The following is a 17217-nucleotide window of genomic DNA, read 5'->3' as shown; positions in this document are numbered from 1 at the left end:
GGCTAGAGCCTGGGGTATTGACATTCAATGCTCTGCCTCCGGGAATGTGGCGGCGTTCTTTCACTACTTTGCCGCGAAGTCGGTTTCGACGCTTCACTTTCTTGGGTTGATCTTACTTTTTATTGCCTCAAAGCGCCTTATGTTGGATCGGAACACGCCGGGAGGGTTCGATGGATCGATTCGACAACAGTCCAGAGACAGCGCTGGAATGGTTTCGCAGTGGCCGCGGCGCCGCCCTTGCCACCGTTGTTGAAACCTGGGGCAGTGCGCCGCGCCGTGTTGGCGCGCAACTTGCCATTGGCGGAGACGGTCGGATCGAAGGGTCTGTGTCGGGCGGCTGTGTAGAAGGCGCCGTAATCGTTGAAGCGCTGGAAGCTATCGACGAGGGCGAAGCCCGCCTGCTTGAGTTCGGCGTAAGCGACGAAGATGCCTTCGCTGTCGGGCTTGCTTGCGGAGGGACCATTCGGGTTTTGGTTGAGCCCATTGGTCAGGTCTTGCCCGAACCAATGCTGGCCGAACTGGTCGAGGCGCGGGCGGCACGCGAACCGCTGGCCTATGAGGTCAATGTTGACACCGGCCGCCGCGCTTTGCGCCGAACTGGCTATAGCCAAAGGCTGCGCATGGATCGCTCTGGTTTTGAAGAGGATGGCAGGACTTTTGTGGCCGTGCACAACCCGCCGCTGCGTTTGATCGTCGTTGGGGCGGTTCACATCGCGCAGGCCTTGGTGCCGATGGCGCGAATTGCGGGGTATGATCCGGCCATCGTTGACCCGCGCGAGGCGTTTGCCTCTGACGACCGGTTCCCCGGCGAAACGATCCTGACGGACTGGCCGGATGAGGCCGTCGCCAAATTGGGATTGGATTCGCGCACGGCCGTCGTTCTTCTGACCCACGATCCGAAACTAGATGACCCGGCGCTGCAAGCCGCGCTGCGGGCAGGTGTGTTTTACATTGGTGCGCTGGGGTCCAAGCGAACCCATGCAAAACGCGTCGAACGAATGCAGAATGCGGGCATCACCGACGCGCAGATTTCACGGATTTATGGGCCGGTTGGGCTGGATATCGGCGCATCGGACCCTGCAGAAATCGCGGTAGCGATCCTGGCGCAGATGACCGCCGTGCTGAGAGGAAGGGTATGAAATTTGGACCGATCCCGGTTGCACAATCCGAAGGCGCAATCCTGGCGCATTCTGTAACAGCCGCTGGCCGGAAGCTTCGCAAGGGCCTGTCCCTTTTGCCTGAACATGTGGCTCAACTGGCCAAAGCGGGCGTCGAAGAGGTCATCGTAGCCCGGTTGGAGCCCGGCGACTGTCATGAGGACGAAGCCGCACGTATCCTGGCAAAAGCGCTGGCGACGGACCCCGCATCTGCTAATCTTCGGGTGACCGAAGCGTTCACCGGTCGTGTAAACCTGTTGGCGGATGGGCCCGGCGTGGCCGTGCTGGATGTGGCAGCGTTAGAGCAGTTCAATCAGGTCAATCCGATGATCACAGTCGCAACTGTTCCGCAGTACCAGCAAATGGGCGCGGCGGGCATGGTGGCGACCATAAAAGTTATTTCTTACGCCGTGCCCAGAGCAGACGTAATGCGTGCCGCGAACTTGGCTCGGGACGTTATCCGTCTTGTCCGCCCGGTGCATCAGAGCGCCGGTTTGGTTGTCACGGATATTCCCGGCGGCCCGCCAAACGAGAAAGGCGTTTCAGCGATCCGGGGGCGGGTCGAGGCGTTGGGCATGGATTTGTGTGATGTCCAGATCGTACCGCATGAAACTGAGGCGCTTGCGGCCGCGATCTCGGGCGTAGATGGGCAATTGGTGCTGATCCTGACCGGCTCTGCTACTTCGGATTTTGATGATGTTGCGCCCGCGGCCGTCCGCGTCGCAGGGGGCGCGGTAGATCGGTTCGGCATGCCTGTCGATCCTGGGAACCTTCTGTTTTTGGGCGCACTTGGGAAACGTCCGGTGATTGGACTGCCGGGATGTGCACGGTCTCCGGCATTGAACGGCGCTGATTGGGTTCTGTCCCGGGTCGCGTGCGGAATTGAGACGACGGGAACGGATATCGCCGGGATGGGTGTTGGCGGTTTGCTCAAGGAAATCCCGACCCGACCGCAACCGCGCGCACAACGGAAGAAGTAACGCGGCTGATGTATACCGCTGGCTTTGCGTTGATTGCCCGTGAAACTTTTGCGACTTTTGTCTTGCGTATTGCGACAAGATTTTTGTTCTCAAACGAAAATTCCCGTGTTTAACTCGAAACAAGCAAAAATATAAAATGGGAGGAATCTATGACACAGGTCTCTATGACCGTGAACGGTAAGTCTGTGAGCGGCGACGTCGAAGGCCGCACTTTGCTTTCCAGCTTTCTGCGTGATCACTTGTCACTGACCGGAACGCATGTCGGTTGTGACACGGCCCAATGCGGCGCGTGTGTTGTGCACGTGGATGGTGAGGCGGTTAAATCCTGCAACATGCTGGCGCTTGAGGCGGATGGCGCTGATGTTGGCACGATTGAGGGTCAGGCGAATGCAGATGGGTCCTTGAATGTGATCCAGCAGGCGTTTCAAGATCATCACGGCCTGCAGTGTGGTTTTTGCACGCCAGGCATGGTGATGAGCGCGGCTGCGCTGCTGAAGGACAATCCGCGCCCAACCGAAGCAGAGGTGCGCAAGTACCTGGAAGGCAATCTGTGCCGCTGTACCGGATATCACAATATCGTCAAAGCGATCATGGCCGCATCCGGTCAGGACGTCAGCAGCATCGCTGCCGAATGATGCCGCTGCGGGCGTCAGGGGAGACGCCCGTGGGATGACATAGGATGCATAGCATCCGTTTATGGGAGGAGAACAAGCAATGCCCAAAGACAGTGGCATCGGAGCCAGTTCCAAGCGGCGCGAGGACGTGCGCTTTCTGACCGGAGCAGGCAACTACACCGACGACATCAACGTATATGGTCAAGCCCATGTGTATTTCCTGCGGTCCGACATCGCACATGGCCGGATCACTAAAGTGGACACTTCGGCGGCCGAGGGCATGCCCGGTGTCGTCAAAGTCTTCACCGGCAAGGATTTCGAAGGCGTGGGCGGTATGCCCTGCGGTTGGGAGGTCACCGACAAGCACGGCGCGCCGATGCAGGAACCGCCGCACCCAATTCTGGCGCAGGGTAAAGTGCGTCATGTAGGCGATCCCATCGCAGCCGTAGTGGCCGATAGCCTAGAACAGGCGCGCGATGCCGCTGAGGCGATCGATTTGGACATCGAGGAACTGCCTGCGGTCATGAACATGAAGGCTGCTGCGCAGGATGGCGCGACATTGGTTCATGACGATTTGAAGAACAACATTTGCTATGATTGGCAACTGGGCGAGACGGATGACGCCAAGGTTAACGAGGTGTTCGCCAATGCGGCCCATGTGACAACTCTGGATCTGGTCAACAACCGTCTTGTCGCCAATCCGATGGAGCCCCGTGTGGCGGTGGGGGAATATGCCCGCGCGACCGAGGACTATACGCTCTATACCACTTCGCAGAACCCGCATGTGATCCGCTTGCTGATGTGCGCCTTTGTGCTGGGTCTGCCGGAACATAAGGTGCGTGTGGTGGCGCCCGATGTGGGCGGAGGTTTTGGCACCAAGATCTTCCACTATGCCGAAGAGGCGTTCTGCACATTCGCCGCCAAGGCCTGCAACCGCCCGGTCAAATGGACGTCCAGCCGATCCGAGGCGTTCATGTCGGATGCCCATGGCCGCGATCATGTCAGTAAGATCGAACTGGCTCTGGATGCGGATAACAACTTTGTCGGCCTGCGTACCAACACTTACGCCAATCTGGGTGCCTATCTGTCGACCTTCTCCAGCTCGGTTCCGACCTGGCTGCATGGCACGCTGATGGCGGGTAATTACAAGACCCCGGTCATTCAGGTGAATGTGAAGGCGATGTTCACCAATACGGTGCCGGTGGATGCCTATCGCGGCGCAGGCCGCCCCGAGGCGACCTATCAGTTGGAGCGCGTCGTCGATAAGGCCGCGCGCGAGTTGGGTGTCGATCCGATTGCATTGCGGCGACAGAATTTTGTAACCCAATTCCCATATGACACTCCGGTCGCGCTGACCTACGACACCGGCGACTACAACGGGACCATGGACAAGCTTGAAGCTGCTGCCGATCTGACAGGCTTTGCCGCGCGTCGTTCGGCCAGTGAGGCCAACGGCAAGCTGCGTGGTCTGGGCATCAACTGCTATATCGAGGCTTGCGGCATTGCGCCGTCGAACATCGTTGGCATGCTGGGGGCCCGTGCGGGTCTTTATGATGCCGCAACCGTTCGGGTGAATGCCACCGGATCAATCAGCGTGATGGTTGGTGCACACAGCCACGGGCAGGGGCACGAGACTGCGTTCCCGCAGGTTGTGGCTGACATGATCGGCATCGACGAGTCGATGGTTGAGATCGTACATGGCGACACCTCGAAGATCCCGTTTGGCATGGGCACCTATGGGTCGCGCAGCCTGGCTGTTTGCGGCTCGGCCATGGTCAAGGCGACCGAGAAGGTGATCGACAAGGCCAAGAAGATCGCCGCCCACCTGCTGGAGGCCTCCGAGGCGGATATCGAGCTGAAGGATGGTCAGTTCAGCGTGGCCGGCACCGACAAATCGGTGGCCTGGGGGGATGTAACCCTGACGGCCTATGTGCCGCATAACTACCCTCTGGAAGTTGAGCCAGGGCTGGAAGAGACCGCGTTTTACGACCCGGCCAACTTTACCTTCCCGGCTGGCGCTTATGCCTGTGAAGTCGAGGTTGACCCCGAGACCGGGCAGGTCAGCATCGAGGCGTTCACTGCGGCGGATGACTTTGGCAATATCGTCAATCCGATGATCGTGGACGGTCAGGTGCATGGTGGCATCGGTCAGGGCATTGGTCAGGCGTTGCTTGAGAACTGCGCCTACGACGAGAATGGCCAACTGCTAAGCGCATCCTTCATGGATTACGCGATGCCGCGTGCCGATGACGTGCCGTTCTATGGTGTTGACCATTCCAGCCAGACGCCCTGTACCCACAATCCGCTGGGTGTGAAGGGTTGTGGCGAGGCCGGTGCAATCGGCTCGCCACCGGCTGTGGTCAACGCGGTTCTGGATGCGCTGAACTCGGGTGGCAAGGCGGTCGATCATATCGACATGCCGGTTAGCCCGTCGCGTGTCTGGGCGGCGATGAACGGGTGAGTTATGGGGAAGACTGGGGGCGCCGCCCCCAGACCCCCGGAGTATTTCCAAAAAGATGAAGAGCGGAAGGGTGCTCTTTGGAAAGGAAGACGAAATGTACAATTTCGAGTTTGAGAAGCCCTCGACCATTGCTGATGCGGTTGCGGCACTGGGGAGCGAAGATGCGCAGGCGCTGGGAGGTGGGCAAACCCTGATCCCGACGCTGAAACAGCGCTTGGCAGCCCCGTCGTCGCTGGTGTCCCTGAGCAGTATTGCTGAGATGCAAGGGGTCTGCGTCGAGGATGATGGCTCGGTCGCAATTGGCGGCGCGACGACCCATGCGGCGGTGGCCGCTGATGCGGCTGGCAGCTATCCGGCGCTGGCAGCGCTGGCCGGTCAGATTGGCGATCCGGCGGTGCGTAATCGCGGCACCATTGGCGGTTCGATCGCCAATAATGATCCCGCGGCCTGTTACCCTGCGGGCGCGTTGGGATCGGGGGCTACGATTGTCACCAATACCCGGCAGATCGCAGCAGATGACTTCTTTCAGGGCATGTTCACCACGGCGCTGGATGAGGGTGAGATCATCACCAGTGTCCGGTTCCCGGTGCCGCAGGCGGCCAGCTATCAGAAATTCCTGCAACCGGCATCACGCTTTGCGCTGGTGGGTGTGTACCTGGCCCGGTTTGCAGACGGTGTGCGTGTTGCTGTCACCGGCGCCAGCGAAGACGGCGTGTTCCGCTGGTCCGAGGCCGAACAGGCGCTGAGCAAAGAGTTCCGCGAAGACGCGCTGATGGATCTGAATATCAACCCCGCCAACATGATCGCCGATCTGCACGGTAGCAAAAACTACCGCGCACATCTGGTCAAGGTCATGACCAAACGCGCCGTACAAGCGACCATCTAAATACGAATCTCAGAAAGTAGGTTAGAGCCCCGGTCAAAACACCGGGGCTTTAAGGCCTGCGCAGTTTGGGAAGTTTTGATGGTTGCCAATAGGCGTTGGTGTCTTCTCGGGCTTTTTCGTAATCTTCGACCCTCTGGCGCGCGGCATCCCCGCCCGCAGCGAAGAGATGGCCCAGCAGGCATTCCAGAACCGCCATTGCCCCGGAAAAACTGGAGAAGTGATGCATTGACCGGGTGCTGATCTGAAAAGTCACATCGGGTTTGATACCGGGAGCGATGAGATCACTGTCAGAGATCAGGATGATCCGCATGCCCTTGTCCCGCGCAAAGCGCATCGACCGGATTGTATCCGCGGAATGGGGGTGAACGGTCATGGCAAGCAGGCAATCGTTTTTGTCTGCGTCCAACAGATCGTCAATCGCCGATCCCATGTGGCGTGGGATTAGGTGTAGATCCGGATGGGCCATACGACCGACATAGTGAAAATAGTATGCCAACGCATGGCTGGCGCGGGTGGCCGTGACGAAACACCGGCGGGCACCAAGAATGAAATCTGTGGCTTGCCTGATCTTCTTGGGGTCCATCAGGCGCAGCGATCTTGTGACCACATTCAGCTCGTTTTGAGCAAGGGATGCCTGAGTTTGGCTTAGTTGATCGGCTGACCTCATGCCCGCCAACCAATCCTGTTGCAGGCTGTCCTCTTTGTCGGTGACGAGCGCTTGTCGGAATGGCTGTCGGAGAGCATCAAAACCGTCAAAGCCCAGCCGTTGGGCCAGCCGGACCAAAACGTTCGAACTGGCGCCGATCTTTTCTGCAGTGACCCGAATGGGGTCGATGCCGAAATCCGCGGGGTGATCGATAATGTACTTGGCCGCCGCTTGAAGCTGCGGTGGAAATTGATCGATATTGCGACGTAAGAGTTTGACCAATTGTATGGATGTATTCGTCATTACCAAAGAAAAACATATGTTTTGAAATTTGAAAATAGAAAACGCCGGGTAGGTGGCTGTATGACAAGGGCGGCAGGAGAACCAGCAATGTCAAATCCGCTTCGACGACAAGAAGTCAGCTCCTGGGCGTCCGTTGAAAGGCCCTATGTAATGGTTGCCCCAAACGGGGCGCGGTTGGACCGGCTGGGCCATCCTCAGCTTCCGGTTTCCGTCGACCAGATCGTAGACGTTGCACGCGCGTGCTTTGACGCAGGTGCGCAAGGTTTGCATTTGCATGTTCGGGATGATCAGGGGCAGCATTCGCTGGACGCCGGGCGATACCGCGAGACGATTGCTGCGCTTCATTCGATCGTTCCAGACATGGATGTGCAGATTTCGACTGAGGCTGCGGGTGTCTTTGACGTTAAGGCACAATTGGATTGCCTTCTGGAGGTTCAACCGACATGGGCGTCGATTTCGGTGCGCGAAATCGCGCGCGCGCCCCAATTGGCCGAGCGTGTTTATGGTCTTTGCAAGGAACAGGGCACTCGGGTTCAGCACATCCTGTACGATGCGGAGGATGCGAAGCTGTTAGAGCATTGGAAAGCCAACAAGATCGTTCGGGCCGGGCAGGCTGATCGCTTGTTTGTGTTGGGTCGGTATGCGACCCGTCAGGTGTCAGCCCCGGAAGATATCGATCTTTTCCCTCAGGACGCAGAACCATGGATGGTGTGCGCCTTTGGGTCTCAAGAACATGTTTGTCTGCAAGAAGCCGCCTTGCGTGGAGGTGATGTGCGCGTAGGATTTGAAAACAGCCTGACCGATCCAACCGGTCGACCCTGGGCCGACAACGCCGAGTCTGTTGCAGCGCTGATCTCCAGGATTGAAAGGACGCTAGTATGAGCCACGTTTTTCCAAGGCATACCAAAGCCGAACTGCCGGTCGCTGCAGGCAGTGATGGGTGTTATCTGATCGATACGCAGGGCAAACGCTATCTGGACTGTGGCGACGCGGCTGTGTCTTGTCTGGGTCATTCCAACCCGGCCGTGATTGAAGCTGTTCAGAAACAAGTGGAACAGATCGCATTTGCGCATAGTGGTTTCATGACCTCTGAGCCGGCAGAAGCACTGGCTGATCTGTTGATCCAACACGCGCCGGGTGATCTGGATCGGGTGTATTTCGTGTCCGGAGGGTCAGAGGCAACTGAGGCGGCAATCAAGCTGGCGCGCCAGTATTACCTTGAAATCGGTCAGCCCGCGCGTCACCACGTCATTGCCCGACGCCAAAGCTATCACGGAAACACTTTGGGGGCTTTGTCGGCAGGCGGGAACGCATGGCGGCGGGCGCAATTTGCCCCGATGTTGATCGAGATGACGCATATTGCCCCGTGTTATGAATATGCCGAAAAGCCCGACGGTGAGAGCAGTTTTGAGTATGGCCAGCGCGTTGCCGATGAGTTGGAGGAAGAAATCCTGCGGTTGGGCCCCGAAACGGTTATGGCTTTCATGGCTGAACCGGTTGTGGGGGCGACACTTGGCGCGGTTCCGGCGGTTGAGGGGTATTTCAAGCGTGTGCGTGAAATCTGTGATCAATACGGTGTGCTGTTGATCCTAGACGAAGTCATGTGCGGCATGGGGCGAACCGGGCATTTGTTTGCCTGCGATCACGACGGTATCGCACCAGACATTCTGTGTATCGCCAAAGGGTTAGGGGCAGGGTATCAACCAATTGGCGCCATGCTGTGCTCGGGTCAGATTTATGGCGCGATTCGGGATGGGTCGGGGTTCTTTCAGCATGGGCATACGTATATCGGCCATCCAGTGGCGACTGCGGCGGCTTTGGCGGTTGTGACCGAACTTACAACGCGCGATCTGCCCTCACGCGCCGGTGTCATGGGAGAACAATTGCAATCCGCGTTGCAGGCCGCTTTCGGACAGCACGCGAATGTCGGCGATATCCGGGGGCGAGGGTTGTTTCGAGGCATTGAGTTGGTCGCCGACCGAGAGGCGAAAACTCCGTTCGATCCCGGCTTGGGGATCGCTGGAAAGATCAAAAAGGCTGCCATGGCCGAGGGGTTGATTTGTTACCCTATGTCAGGGACCCGAGACGGCAGGAACGGGGATCATATTCTTTTGGCCCCGCCGTTCATCATTGCGGATCAACAGGTTGAAGAACTGGTCGAAAAATTGGCGCGTGCGCTGACGTCTGTGATCTGACAATGATGTGACCAGCCTTCCGGTTCAGGAAGAACCATATAGTTGTGTCTCACAGCTCACTGACTTGGGGTTATGACATGCTGCTAGATATCTGGACGAGTTTTCGGAACTTGCCTTTGTGGGTTCAGATCTGGGTGTCATTCATTCTGGTCCCAGTGAACTTGATACCGTTGGCGTTTCTGGATCAGCCGCTGGGGATTCTGATCGCGGTTCTTGCGATTGCAGGAATGGCGTTCAACATACCGATCATGCTGGTGACCCGCAGTATGTCTGGTGCGATGGCGTTGCCACACATTGTTTTCTGGACACCTATGGTTGTGATCGTCATTGGCCTATTGCTGAGCGGCGCGGAATTGCGATCGACTTATCTTGGGTTTCTTGTGATCCTGTTTGTTGTAGATGTCATTTCGCTTGCCTTTGATATTCGGGATGCGGCCCGGTGGCTGGCAAACAAAAAAGCCCCCGCCAATGGGCGAGAGCTTTAGAAAACGACAGCTGACGGCAGGTTACTTCTGCGGCAGTGGACCGATCATCATGATCATCTGACGACCTTCCATCTTTGGCATGTTCTCGACCTTGCCAATGTCCTTGGTGTCTTCCGCAACGCGTTCAAGCAATTCGCGACCCAGATTCTGGTGGGCCATCTCGCGGCCACGAAAACGCAAGGTGACTTTCACCTTGTCGCCGTTTTCCAAAAACTTGAACACATTGCGCATCTTGACGTCGTAGTCATGCGTGTCGGTGTTGGGCCGGAATTTTACCTCTTTCACCTCGATGATCTTCTGCTTTTTGCGCGCTTCGGCTTCCCGCTTTTGCGTCTCATACTTGAACTTGCCGAAATCCATGATCTTGCAGACCGGGGGATTTGCGTTCGGAGAGATCTCTACAAGATCAAGGCCGGCTTCGTCGGCCATCTGCATAGCTTTGGCGGGATGAACCACCCCGACATTTTCGCCTTCAGCGCCAATCAGGCGGATTTCGGGGGACCGGATCTTGTCGTTTACGCGTGGGCCAGTGTCTCGTTGCGGCGGCGCGTTGTGGGGTCTGCGAGCTATTGGTTCATTCCTTTGATTATTGCAGAATTTCGAGCCCGGAATTTAGACTGGTGCGCGCATTGTTTCAAGCAACATAAGTGCCGGGAAACACGAAAATCCAGGGATTTATAGCGGGATTTGGCTGGCTGAGTGTGGAATTCCCGGCCAGCCACGCAGATCAGCCGACAAATGCCTTTTCGATAACGAATTCCTTCGGGTCAGAATTCGCACCTTCACGCAGCCCGAATTCTTCCAGTATCGCTTTGATATCGAGGTTGAACGCCAGTGATCCACAGACCATGGCACGATCTGTTTCGGGCTTGATGCCACCTTCGACACCCAGATCCGAAAACACTGTGCCGTCTTTCAGCAACTCGGTGATACGTCCCATCTTTGGGCTCTGTTCCCGGGTGGTGGTCGGGTAGTAGCGGATCTTGTCGGCAAATCCTTCGCCGATCAGTTCGGCCAGCAACTCGTCCTGACGGATGTGTTCGATCAACTGACGACCATATTCCAGCTCGGCCACTTCTCGGCAGGTATGGGTGATGATGATTTCGTCATAATCTTCATAGGTCTGCGGCTCGCGCAGCAGCGAGGCGAATGGTGCAAATCCGGTGCCGGTGGCAAAGAACCACAGGCGTTTGCCGGGCAGCAATGCATCATGCACCAACGTACCAACAGGCTTGGGCCGCAGGATGATCTGGTCACCCGGTTTGATGTGCTGCAGCTTCGATGTCAGCGGGCCGTCCTGCACTTTGATCGAGTAGAACTCCAGCTCTTCGTCCCAGGATGGCGAGGCGATCGAGTAGGCGCGCAGAAGTGGCTTGCCGTTGTCGCCCAGCAGGCCAATCATCACGAACTCGCCCGAGCGAAAACGCAAGCTGGCGGGGCGGGACACCTTGAAGGAAAACAGACTGTCAGTCCAATGCTTCACATCGGTCACGGTCTGGGCGTCCGGCAGGACAGGGGCCTTAACGGCGGTGGCTTCGGTCACGGGCATCATCTCTGTCATCATTTCACTGTCGGTCTGTTAAACCAACATCTCCGTTTAAGCTTTGATTCAGGTCATGAAAAGGGGGCGGATTGCCCCCTTGTGTCACAAGCTGGCGGGCGGTGAGTTAACCGCGCAGGCGGGCCTGATAGTTGTTGTCCAGCCAATTGGCGCGCGCAAGCCATTGATCTTCTGGTTGGCGAGAGGCCAGATCCTGGTCGATTTCGACCTCGTCAAACCCGCTACGGCGGGCCATCGCGTACTGATCAGCCAGCACATGCCCTTTGGCACGCAACCGTCCGGTATATCCTTTCAGGCGCAATGTGCGGGCAATGGTAAAACCACGCCCATCCGCAAAAGAGGGAAAATCCACCCGAACCATTTCAGCGCTGCCCAGACGGTCGATCAACTCATCGGGGTCCGTGTCCGAGGCGACATCCAGCGCCACAACGTCATTTGCGGCGTCTTCCAATGTCACATAGCCATTGGTCCAGTCATCGGGGGTGAACCCTTCATCGGTTACAACTACAGTCATGTTTTCTCTCCTGCGCGCACCATTTTGCCGTCAACAAAGTGGATGCCGCATTCTTCTTTGCTCTGATCGCGCCAGCGTCCGGCGCGGGGGTCTTCGCCTTCTTTGACCGGCGAGGTGCAGGGCGCACAGCCGATCGAAGGGTATCCTTTCGCCACCAGCGGATGCCGGGGTAGGTTGTTTTCGTCCATATAGGTGCGCACATCTTCGGGCGCCCAATGCGCCAGTGGGTTGACCTTGATCCGACCGGTGCCGTCTTCGACCTCAAAGAACTCGAGCGTTGTGCGTGTGCCCGCCTGAAACCGTTTGCGCCCGGTGATCCAACCGCAATAGCCCGACAAAGCCTGTTGCAGCGGGAAGGTCTTGCGCAGGTTGCAGCACGCATCCGTATCCCGCAACCGCAGCGCGCCATAGGGGTCTTCGCGCTCCACATCTTCATCATCCGCTCGGATGATCTTGACGTTTCGCAATCCCAGACGCTCGCTGACCACTTGCTGGTACTCCAGTGTTTCGGTGAACAACATCTGCGTGTCGATGAACAGCACCGGCGTCATCTTGTCGACCACCGCTGCCATATGAAGCAACACCACCGATTCCGCGCCGAAGCTTGAAACTAAGGCAAGCTCGTCGATTTCTTCTATGGCACCATGCATCACGTCATGGGCGCTGTGATGGCGGAACCGGGCGTTCAGCGCGTCGACCCTTTCGGTCAACTCAGCGCGATCTTTGCCCAGTTCCGTCTGGATCAGGTCAAGCGGCATTGGCCTGCGCCTCGGGGTAGAGGGCCGCTTTGAACGGTGCCATTCCAACCCGACGGTAGGTTTCAAGGAAAGTTTCCTCGGCGCTTTCACGTTGTTCCAGATAAGCCTCGACGATGCGTTCGACAGCGGGCACGATTTCGTCATAGGCAAAGCCCGGACCTGTGCGGTCGCCGATTGCAGCGGTGTCAGTCCCGTCACCACCCAAAGTAATCTGGTAGTTCTCAACGCCTGCACGATCCAGACCCAGGATGCCGATATGACCCACGTGATGGTGACCACAGGCATTGATGCAGCCCGAGATCTTGATCTTCAGATGTCCGATGTCATGCTCGAGCTTCAACTCGTCGAAACGGGTTGCGATCTGCTGTGCCACCGGGATTGAACGGGCTGTCGCCAGCGCGCAGTAGTCCATACCGGGGCAGGCGATGATGTCGCTGATCAAGCCGATATTGGCGGTTGCCAGTTCGTATTCCTTCAACTTGGCGTGGATCGCGGGCAGGTCGGATTTGTGGACATGCGGCAGGATCACGTTCTGCTCATGACTGATGCGCAACTCGTCATAGGCGAATTCTTCGGCCAGATCGGCCATCACGCGCATCTGTTCAGCCGTCGCATCACCGGGTGTAGCACCGTGCTTCTTGATCGAGATCGTGATGATCGCATGGTCCGCGTTTTTGTGCGGCGCGATGTTGGTGTCGACCCAAGACCGGAAGACCGGATCATTGGTATAGGCGCTCTCAAACGAGACCACCGAACCGTCACGATAGGTTGGCGGCGCAAAGTGGCCTTTGATCTCTTCCAACAGGTTCATGTCCGCACCTTTGAACTGGGGGCGGGTCTGGAGGAAGCGCTCATTGACTTTGGAGCGGATCGCATCGATGCCATGCTCGTGCACGGTGATCTTGATGCGCGCTTTGTACTTATTGTCGCGGCGACCGATTTGGTTCCACACCGAAACGGTTGCTTCAAGGTAAGCCAGCAGATCGTCAAAGGCGACGAAGTCCGACAGTTCCTTGCCAATCATCGGGGTACGGCCCAGGCCGCCGCCAACGATAACGCGCGCGCCCAGAACGCCATCGCGTTCAACCAGTTGCAGGCCGATATCATGTGCTTTGATCACCGCGCGGTCGTTTTCGGATCCCGTGATGGCAATCTTGAACTTACGCGGCATGAACTGGAATTCCGGGTGGTCGGTGGACCATTGGCGCAGCAATTCAGCATAGGGGCGCGGGTCTGCGACCTCATCTGCGGCGGCACCGGCGAAGTGGTCGGCGGTCACGTTGCGGATGGTGTTGCCTGAGGTCTGAATGGCGTGCATTCCAACCTCGGACAGCGCGTCCAGCATATCTGGCACGTCGTTCAATTTAGGCCAGTTGTACTGGATGTTTTGCCGCGTGGTGAAATGGCCATAGCCCTTGTCCCACTTCTCGGCCAGCAGGGCCAGTTGACGCATCTGCGCGCTGTTCAGTGTGCCATAGGGAATGGCAACCCGCAGCATGTAAGCATGCAATTGCAGATACAGACCGTTCATCAGGCGAAGCGGTTTGAATTCATCCTCTGTCAGCGAACCGTCAATGCGGCGCTCGACCTGCGCGCGGAACTGTGCGTTGCGCTCTGCCAGGAATGCGGTGTCGAATTCGGAGTAGCGATACATGTCTAGCTGTCCTTAGGTGCAGCCCCAAACCTGGGGGCCTTGAAAGGGGAGAGAGGGGCCTGAGGTCAGGTCCGGGGCTGCTGGGAAGTTTCCTGTTTGCCGTGGGCATAGTTGGACGGGCCAGTCCGGCGGAAGTCTTCCCGGAAATGGGTGGGTTCAGGGCCGCTTTCACCGGCTGCTGCGTCGGCGAGGTATGCCCCGACGATCTTGCTGGCCTGACGAGCCGCATCAAGCAGGCGAACCTGTGCGTGTGCTTCGTCCGTGATCAGCTCTGCTTCGGCCAGGTCACGCGACCAGCGGTCATCTTCGGTCTGATAAATCACATCGCCCTCTAGCAAATCGTTTGCAGTGACGACTTTGGGGGTGAAAGCGCGGGCCATCAGGCAAGCTCCTTATTGAATTCGGTGGCAGCCTGCGCCGCATCGCGCGGCGCAAGGCCATAAAATGTCAGGGCGGGGCCGTCCATTTCGGCGGCGGCCAGATCGGCCGGTAGTCGATCCAGCGTAGTGGGCAGAATGCGTTGATCAGGGCGCGATGCGTTTTCGACCAGAGTGACCGGCGTGGCGCGATCTGCGCCATGCATGATTAAGCGACCCTGAATGAAACGGGCAGACTTCTTGCCCATGTAGATGGCAGCAACAGAACCTGCGCGCGCTAGCGCGGCCCAGTCGTGATCGGCAAAACCTTTCATGTCATGCCCGGTCAGGAACCGGATAGAAGAGTTGCGGCCACGGCGGGTTAGGCTCTGACCTATTCCCGCAACTGCTGCGGATGCAGCGGTGATGCCGGGAATGATACGCCAGGGGATACCAGCAGCCTCAACCGCTTCGATTTCTTCGTCCAGGCGGCCAAATACAGTGGGGTCCCCGGATTTCAGGCGCACAATGCGCTTGCCCCGCAAGGCATGTTCGACCAGAAGCTGATCAATATCTTCTTGCTTCCAGGACGGTCCAAACCCAGCTTTGCCAACATCGACCAGCGCCGCATTTTGGCCTGCCAGCGCAAGAACCTCATCACTGATCAAACGGTCATGCAGGACAATCTCCGCCTGATCAAATGCAGACAGGGCCTTGAGCGTCAGCAATTCCGGATCACCGGGGCCGGCGCCAACAAAGTCGACATGTCCTGTGTCTTTTGTCTCATGTGAATGCTGCATCGGATCGTCTCGAGCTTGGTTTGACTTGCCTCTCAATATAGGAAATATTCCCACCAAAGCGCCATATGTCCGTCGAAATAAGAACATATGTTCTAACTTGCGGATGCATCGGGACGTTGGTTTCGAAACGGAAGGAAATTTGGAATGTCGGTGCGCATAGACGACATGGATCGGAAAATTCTGGCCGAACTGCAGCGTGATGCCAGTCAGTCACTGGATGAAATCGCGGCCCAGGTTGGCAGCTCCAAGACACCGGTGTGGAATCGCATTCGCAAAATGAAAGGGGCCGGGATCATCGGTCAGCAGACTGTTTTGCTGGATGCCGAAGCGCTGGGATTCGAAGCGACGTTTTTCGTGTTGATCCGAACGTCCGAGCATGAGGCGGAATGGCAGCACAAATTCCTGAAAGCCTTGCGGGATCACCCGGAAGTGCAAGAAGCGCACCGGCTGGCAGGGGACATCGACTACATCCTGAAGGTCAGGGTTAAAAACGCCCGTGCTTACGATCAGTTCTATCAGTCTCTGATCTCAGAAGTACGGGTCCACAACGTAACGGCGTTGCTGTCGATGGAGGAGATCAAGTCGACCACAATGCTGCCGCTGAATGCGTTGGTTGAGGCTTGATAGGCTTAGGCCTGCACCAAAAGGCGTTCTAAGCCATGAAAGTGATAGCTGTTTGAATAAACAGGTTGTTCCGACAACCGCAGATTTGGGCATCTTTGGAACAGAACCGGCAGAGCAATCCGCATTTCCAGCCTAGCAAGCGGTGCACCGACGCAGAAATGCAATCCTCCGCCGAAGCTGGTGTTGGTTTGAATCGCACGCGCCGGATCGAACCTGTTTGGATCTGGCCAGATTGCAGGGTCACGATTCGCCCCGCCCAGCAGCAGAGCCACCTGATCCCCCCGCTTGAAGGAGTGCCCAAATAGTTCGGCCTGTTCGTAAGCGTAGCGTGTGAACATGTGCAAAGGCGGGTCATACCGCAGGACTTCCTCGACAGTTTTGTCGATGGCATCGGCCGCGAACGCTTGCGGGCCGGTTCCGGTCTGCAACAGCGTTTTCACCCCGTTGCCAAGGGAATGGACCGTGGCTTCGTGGCCCGCATTTAGAATAAGTATGCAGGTCGCCACCAACTCGTCCCGAGAGAGCTTTTCGCCCTCCTCTTCGGCAGCGATTAGTCGGGTGATCAAGTCGTCTCGCGGATCACTGCGCCGGCTTCGAATGTAGTCGTCGAGAAAACTGGTGAAGTCCTGCGCAGATTGCGCGGCCCTGTCTTCGATCTTGCGTGTGCGGCTGGCCTGATACATCGCGACCATGTCATGCGACCAGCGAAGCAGGCTGGGCGCCATATCCTTGGGGACGCCTAGCAGACGGCAGATCGTAATGACCGGAACCTGCGTGCAGTAGGTTTCCAGCAGATCAAATGGTCCAGCAGGGAAAGCATCGATAAGGGTGTTGCAAAGATCTTCGATGGATGGCGTAAGCGCCGTGATGGCGCGCGACGTGAACGCCCGCATGACCAAAGCGCGCAGACGCGTGTGCCTGGGTGGTTCGGCTTCCAGCAGCGAATGTGCCTCTACTGTAAGCCACGGCGCGAGGTGGTCTGGACCAATACGCGCTAATTCGGGCGGAACTTCACGACCAAACCGGCGATCGCGAAACAACGTATGAACAGCATTATGAGACACGGCTGAGACCATGTTGTAGTCGTTCCAGTACACCAGATCTCCGCAATCCCGCGCCGCGTCGTAAAACGGGTATGGATCTTGTACGAAACCGGGATCAGTAGGAGATTGGTACAAAGTCTTCATGCGGCGCAGACTTGCCATGCGTCGCTGTGAATGCAA

At 57.5% G+C, this 17217-nt stretch carries 18 protein-coding genes; 9 read left to right on the top strand and 9 right to left on the bottom strand.

Annotation, left to right across the window (positions count from 1 at the left end):
* Positions 1 to 170 precede the first annotated feature (170 nt).
* From Q1B21_RS00190 to Q1B21_RS00170, 5 genes are all read left to right on the top strand, one after another.
* Complete coding sequence (locus tag Q1B21_RS00190; RefSeq protein WP_298932224.1) at positions 171 to 1139, top strand: XdhC family protein; 969 nt, start codon at positions 171 to 173, stop codon at positions 1137 to 1139.
* A complete protein-coding gene (locus Q1B21_RS00185; protein WP_299884460.1) occupies positions 1136 to 2137 on the top strand; it encodes a molybdopterin-binding protein in 1002 nt (333 codons plus the stop codon). Before Q1B21_RS00190 ends, Q1B21_RS00185 begins: the two co-directional genes overlap by 4 nt.
* A gap of 149 nt (positions 2138 to 2286) precedes the next feature.
* The gene (locus Q1B21_RS00180) at positions 2287 to 2772 is read left to right on the top strand and encodes a (2Fe-2S)-binding protein (protein WP_299078741.1); all 486 of its coding nucleotides are present in this window, start codon (positions 2287 to 2289) and stop codon (positions 2770 to 2772) included.
* A gap of 79 nt (positions 2773 to 2851) precedes the next feature.
* Positions 2852 to 5212: a xanthine dehydrogenase family protein molybdopterin-binding subunit gene (locus tag Q1B21_RS00175; RefSeq protein ID WP_299884456.1), complete on the top strand. Its 2361-nt coding sequence runs from the start codon at positions 2852 to 2854 to the stop codon at positions 5210 to 5212.
* 94 nt (positions 5213 to 5306) lie between these two features.
* The gene (locus tag Q1B21_RS00170) at positions 5307 to 6098 is read left to right on the top strand and encodes a xanthine dehydrogenase family protein subunit M (RefSeq protein ID WP_299884453.1); all 792 of its coding nucleotides are present in this window, start codon (positions 5307 to 5309) and stop codon (positions 6096 to 6098) included.
* Between the two features lie 49 nt (positions 6099 to 6147).
* Here the strand turns inward: Q1B21_RS00170 and Q1B21_RS00165 are convergent, their stop codons facing one another.
* On the bottom strand, positions 6148 to 7047 hold the full coding sequence (locus Q1B21_RS00165; RefSeq protein ID WP_299884450.1) for a MurR/RpiR family transcriptional regulator: 900 nt from the start codon (positions 7045 to 7047) through the stop codon (positions 6148 to 6150).
* Positions 7048 to 7134: 87 nt separating this feature from the next.
* Between Q1B21_RS00165 and Q1B21_RS00160 the strand changes: the two genes are divergently transcribed.
* The 3 genes from Q1B21_RS00160 (at position 7135) to Q1B21_RS00150 (ending at position 9727) form a co-directional block, all read left to right on the top strand.
* Entirely contained in the window at positions 7135 to 7929 is a 795-nt protein-coding gene (locus Q1B21_RS00160) for a 3-keto-5-aminohexanoate cleavage protein (protein WP_299884447.1), read from the top strand.
* On the top strand, positions 7926 to 9242 hold the full coding sequence (locus tag Q1B21_RS00155; RefSeq protein WP_299884444.1) for an aspartate aminotransferase family protein: 1317 nt from the start codon (positions 7926 to 7928) through the stop codon (positions 9240 to 9242). Before Q1B21_RS00160 ends, Q1B21_RS00155 begins: the two co-directional genes overlap by 4 nt.
* Positions 9243 to 9319: 77 nt before the next feature.
* A complete protein-coding gene (locus Q1B21_RS00150) occupies positions 9320 to 9727 on the top strand; it encodes a hypothetical protein (protein ID WP_299884441.1) in 408 nt (135 codons plus the stop codon).
* A 21-nt stretch (positions 9728 to 9748) separates the two neighbouring features.
* On the opposite strand, the gene infC is transcribed toward Q1B21_RS00150, so the two are convergent.
* The 7 genes from infC to cobA form a co-directional block, all read right to left on the bottom strand.
* Positions 9749 to 10297: a translation initiation factor IF-3 gene (gene infC, locus Q1B21_RS00145; RefSeq protein WP_366140857.1), complete on the bottom strand. Its 549-nt coding sequence runs from the start codon at positions 10295 to 10297 to the stop codon at positions 9749 to 9751.
* A 157-nt stretch (positions 10298 to 10454) separates the two neighbouring features.
* A complete protein-coding gene (locus Q1B21_RS00140) occupies positions 10455 to 11288 on the bottom strand; it encodes a ferredoxin--NADP reductase (RefSeq protein ID WP_299886714.1) in 834 nt (277 codons plus the stop codon).
* Between the two features lie 106 nt (positions 11289 to 11394).
* Positions 11395 to 11802, bottom strand: coding sequence for a DUF934 domain-containing protein (locus tag Q1B21_RS00135; protein ID WP_299884438.1), 408 nt, complete (start codon positions 11800 to 11802; stop codon positions 11395 to 11397).
* Positions 11799 to 12560 carry a phosphoadenylyl-sulfate reductase gene (locus tag Q1B21_RS00130; RefSeq protein ID WP_299884435.1) on the bottom strand — a complete coding sequence of 254 codons (762 nt, stop codon included), beginning with the start codon at positions 12558 to 12560 and terminating at the stop codon, positions 11799 to 11801. The genes Q1B21_RS00135 and Q1B21_RS00130 overlap by 4 nt, the downstream gene beginning before the upstream one ends.
* Positions 12550 to 14214, bottom strand: a complete 1665-nt coding sequence (locus Q1B21_RS00125) for a nitrite/sulfite reductase (protein WP_299884432.1) — start codon at positions 14212 to 14214, stop codon at positions 12550 to 12552. Before Q1B21_RS00125 ends, Q1B21_RS00130 begins: the two co-directional genes overlap by 11 nt.
* A 65-nt stretch (positions 14215 to 14279) precedes the next feature.
* Positions 14280 to 14594, bottom strand: a complete 315-nt coding sequence (locus Q1B21_RS00120; RefSeq protein ID WP_298932200.1) for a DUF2849 domain-containing protein — start codon at positions 14592 to 14594, stop codon at positions 14280 to 14282.
* Positions 14594 to 15370, bottom strand: a complete 777-nt coding sequence (cobA, locus tag Q1B21_RS00115; protein ID WP_366525390.1) for a uroporphyrinogen-III C-methyltransferase — start codon at positions 15368 to 15370, stop codon at positions 14594 to 14596. The genes Q1B21_RS00120 and cobA overlap by 1 nt, the downstream gene beginning before the upstream one ends.
* A gap of 144 nt (positions 15371 to 15514) precedes the next feature.
* Here cobA and Q1B21_RS00110 point away from each other — a divergent pair, with 144 nt between their 5' ends.
* Positions 15515 to 15994: an Lrp/AsnC family transcriptional regulator gene (locus tag Q1B21_RS00110; RefSeq protein ID WP_298932198.1), complete on the top strand. Its 480-nt coding sequence runs from the start codon at positions 15515 to 15517 to the stop codon at positions 15992 to 15994.
* 5 nt (positions 15995 to 15999) lie between these two features.
* Here the strand turns inward: Q1B21_RS00110 and Q1B21_RS00105 are convergent, their stop codons facing one another.
* Positions 16000 to 17181 carry a cytochrome P450 gene (locus tag Q1B21_RS00105; RefSeq protein ID WP_299886711.1) on the bottom strand — a complete coding sequence of 394 codons (1182 nt, stop codon included), beginning with the start codon at positions 17179 to 17181 and terminating at the stop codon, positions 16000 to 16002.
* Between the last annotated feature and the right edge of the window lie 36 nt (positions 17182 to 17217).

Origin of the sequence: uncultured Ruegeria sp. (assembly GCF_947504215.1) — a bacterium.
Classification (GTDB): Bacteria; Pseudomonadota; Alphaproteobacteria; order Rhodobacterales; family Rhodobacteraceae; genus Ruegeria.
This window is presented reverse-complemented; position numbering and strand designations above follow the sequence as displayed.